Raw genomic sequence first — 3180 nt, forward strand, 5'->3', positions numbered from 1 at the left:
GGGCCGAAGCGGAAGCCGCGTACCGGGCCGAGGCGGCCCGCCTCGGCGGCAGCGGAATGCCCGGCCTGGCCGACGGTCTGCTTCCCCTCGCCCTGCTGTCCCTCCGCTTCCAGGGCACCGCCGCCCCGCAGCCCGGGTCGGCTCCGGGGGAAGGGCGTGGCGAACCGGCCGACTGGCCGAGCTGGGACTTCGGCCCGTACGAGCCCTGGGTTCGCCCGTTGGTGCTGCTCGCCGCGGGTCGCCGCGACGACGCCGCCGCCGCGCTGCGGACCCAACCGGAGTCGCCGCGCGACCTGCTGTACGAGGCGCGTCTCTGCCTGACCGCCCGGGCGGCTCTCGCCCTCGGCGACCGCGCCGCGACACAGCAGACGTACGCCCGCCTGCTGCCGGCCGCCGGCGAGCTGGCCGGGGCCGGCAGCGGCCTGCTCACCTTCGGCCCCGTGGCCCGGTACCTCGACGACCTCGCCGCCGCGCTGGGCCGCACCGGAGCGACCGCCGCCCACCAGGGCGGAGCGTGAGGACGGCGGCCGCGGGTCACGTCACGGCCGGCGTGGCGCTACTCGGTGGCGGCGAAGCGTTCGACGTTGTCGACGGCCCCGACGACCAGGATCAGGTCGCCGTAGCTCAGCACCGTGTCGGGGGTGGCATAGGTGAACGTCGGACGGCGTCCGCCCACCGTGGTCTCGGGTTTGACCGCGACGACCGTCACGCCCCACCTGCTGCGCAACCGAGACTCGCGCAGCGGCATCCCGACCACGTCGCGGGGAGGCTTGGTCTTGATGACGGCGAAGTCGGCGTCCACCTCCACGTAGTCGAGGATCCGGCCGGAGAGCAGGTGCGCGACGCGTTCACCCATGTCGTGCTCGGGCGCCACGACGTGATGGGCGCCGACGCGGCCGAGGATGTTGCCGTGCTGGCTGCTGATGGCCTTGGCCCAGATGTCCGGGATGCCGAGTTCGACCAGCAGGCTGGTGGTGAGGATGCTGGCCTGGATGTCGGTGCCGATCGCCACGACGGCGCGGTGGAACTCGGCGACGCCGAGTTGCCGCAGCGCTTCGATGTCGGTCGAGTCCGCGGTGATCACATGGGGCAGTTGTCCGACCAACGACTGGACGACCTTGGGTCGGTTGTCGATGCCGAGGACCTCGGTGCCCCGCCTGGCCAGTTCGCGCGCGAGCGCGCTGCCGAACCGGCCCAACCCGATCACCACCACTGGCTCCGTGCGTACCTCAGCCAACGATCGTCCTCTCCTCGGGCAGTTCGAAGCGGCGGTTGCGATCCCGTAGTGCCAACGCCGACGCGAGAGTGAGCGGACCGATCCGGCCGGTGAACATCAACGCCACCAGCAGGAGGTCCGCCTCCGGTGGCAAACTACCGGTAATCCCGGTGGACAGGCCAACGGTGGCGAACGCGGACACCGCCTCGAACAGCACCACGTCCAGCCGGTACGGCGTGATGGCCAGCAGCAGGAACGCGGCGGCGACCACCGCGCCGACGCTGAGCAGCACGATCGCGAGGGCCTGCCGTTGGTTGCTCGCCGGCACGCGGCGGCGGCCGACGTTGACGTGGGTCTCGCCGCGCATCTCCGACCAGAGCACGAACGCGAGCAGCCCGAACGTGGTGACCTTGATGCCGCCGGCGGTGCCGGCGCTGCCGCCGCCGATGAACATCAGCACGTCGCTGGCGAGCAGGCTCTCCGGGCGCATCGCGCCGACGTCGACGCTGTTGAAGCCGGCGGTACGGGTCATCGTGGCGGCGAAGAAACCGGCGAGCAGCTTCCCCGGCCCGTCGAGCGGCCCGAGCGTCCTCGGGTTGGAGAACTCGGCCAGCGTGAACACGATCGTGCCGAGAGCCAGCAGCGCGACGGTCAGGGCGACGGTGATGCGGGTCATGACCGACCAGAGCGCGGGCCGCCGCCAGGTGCGGGCCAGCTCGAACACGACCGGGAAGCCCAGGCCGCCGAGGATCACGGCGGCGGCGACCGTGAGGTTGATCCACGGGTCGGTGACGTAGCCGATCATGCTGTCGGCGCGGGTGGAGAAGCCGGCGTTGTTAAAGGCCGAGATCGCGTGGAAGACGCCGTCGTAGAGGGCGGTCGTGAACGGCTCGTCGTAGGCAGTGGCGAAGCGGACGGTCAGGACCACCGCGACGACGGCCTCGCTGACGAGGCTGAACAGCACGATCCGGCGGACCACCCCGCGGACGTCGGTCAGGTCCAGACTCTTCGTCTCCGCTTGGGCGAGGAACCGGGCTCGCAGCCCGAGCCGGCGGGAGAGCAGCACGGTGAACAGCGTCGCCAGGGTCATGATCCCCAACCCGCCGGCCTGGATGAGCAGGAGAATCACCGCCTGCCCGAAGCCCGACCAGTAGCTGCCGGTGTCCACCGTCACGAGGCCGGTCACGCAGACCGCCGACGTCGCGGTGAACAGGGCGTCCATCAGCTCGGTGCGGTGCCCCGACCGGGACGCCAGCGGCAGTGACAGCAGGGCGGTGCCGAAGGCCACGGCCACCGCGAAGCCGATCGTGATCACCTGCGCGGGATGCCGGTACCGGTCGGTGCGCCGCCGCCACACCGGCTGGCGGATCAGCAGGGGCACGACGCACCGGCCCGCCCGTCGGTACCGTCCCGGCGGTGACCGGGGCAGCCCGACCAGGTCTCCCGTCGGCTCGCTGCGCACATGGGACGCATGATCCCACGGCCGGGACACCCGTTCGGCGGGCGGACCGGAAGCGGGCCCGCCGGCGGGGGGTCGGGAGCGGTGGTCAGGCGCGCCGAGCCAGGTAGACGATGTCCGGCTCGCCGCGGGGAACCTCGACCCGGCGGGTCGTCACCGGACCGATCACCGAGGCCAGGCGCGCGGCGTACGCGGGGGAGGCCGCGGCGGACCAGACCGCCAGCACGCCGCCGACGGCCAGCCGGGAGCGGAGCAGGGCCACCCCGTCGTCGTCGTAGAGGGCGTCGTTGGGCGGGAAGACGGTCCAGTCCGGTCCGTTGTCCGTGTCGAGGCAGATCGCGTCGAACACCTCGTCGGTCGAGCGCAGCCAGGTCAGCAGGTCGCCGGTGACGACCCGCACCCGGGGATCGTCGAGGGCGCCCTCGCTGAATGCCGCCAGATGCGTCCGATGCCAGTCCACGAGAGCCGGCTCGATCTCCACCACGACGATCTCGGTGGGCCGGGC

Annotated in this window: 3 protein-coding genes and 1 pseudogene; 1 reads left to right on the forward strand and 3 read right to left on the reverse strand. The window is 72.3% G+C overall.

Translation table 11 applies throughout. The annotated features are described in order from the left end of the window. Window positions 1–518 (forward strand): annotated as a pseudogene (locus NCC78_RS29915) (SARP family transcriptional regulator); the annotation flags it as partial. Between the two features lie 38 nt (window positions 519–556). Here NCC78_RS29915 and NCC78_RS29920 read toward each other — a convergent pair. The 3 genes from NCC78_RS29920 to NCC78_RS29930 all read right to left on the reverse strand — a co-directional run. After that, entirely contained in the window at window positions 557–1237 is a 681-nt protein-coding gene (locus NCC78_RS29920) for a potassium channel family protein (protein ID WP_250798725.1), read from the reverse strand. Next, window positions 1230–2597, reverse strand: coding sequence for a TrkH family potassium uptake protein (locus NCC78_RS29925; protein ID WP_250798726.1), 1368 nt, complete (start codon window positions 2595–2597; stop codon window positions 1230–1232). Before NCC78_RS29925 ends, NCC78_RS29920 begins: the two co-directional genes overlap by 8 nt. Window positions 2598–2763: 166 nt before the next feature. After that, a partial coding sequence (locus NCC78_RS29930) for a spermine/spermidine synthase domain-containing protein (protein ID WP_504921292.1) occupies window positions 2764–3180 on the reverse strand: 417 nt, incomplete at its 5' end.

The organism is Micromonospora phytophila (assembly GCF_023656545.1).
Classification (GTDB): Bacteria; Actinomycetota; Actinomycetes; order Mycobacteriales; family Micromonosporaceae; genus Micromonospora; species Micromonospora phytophila.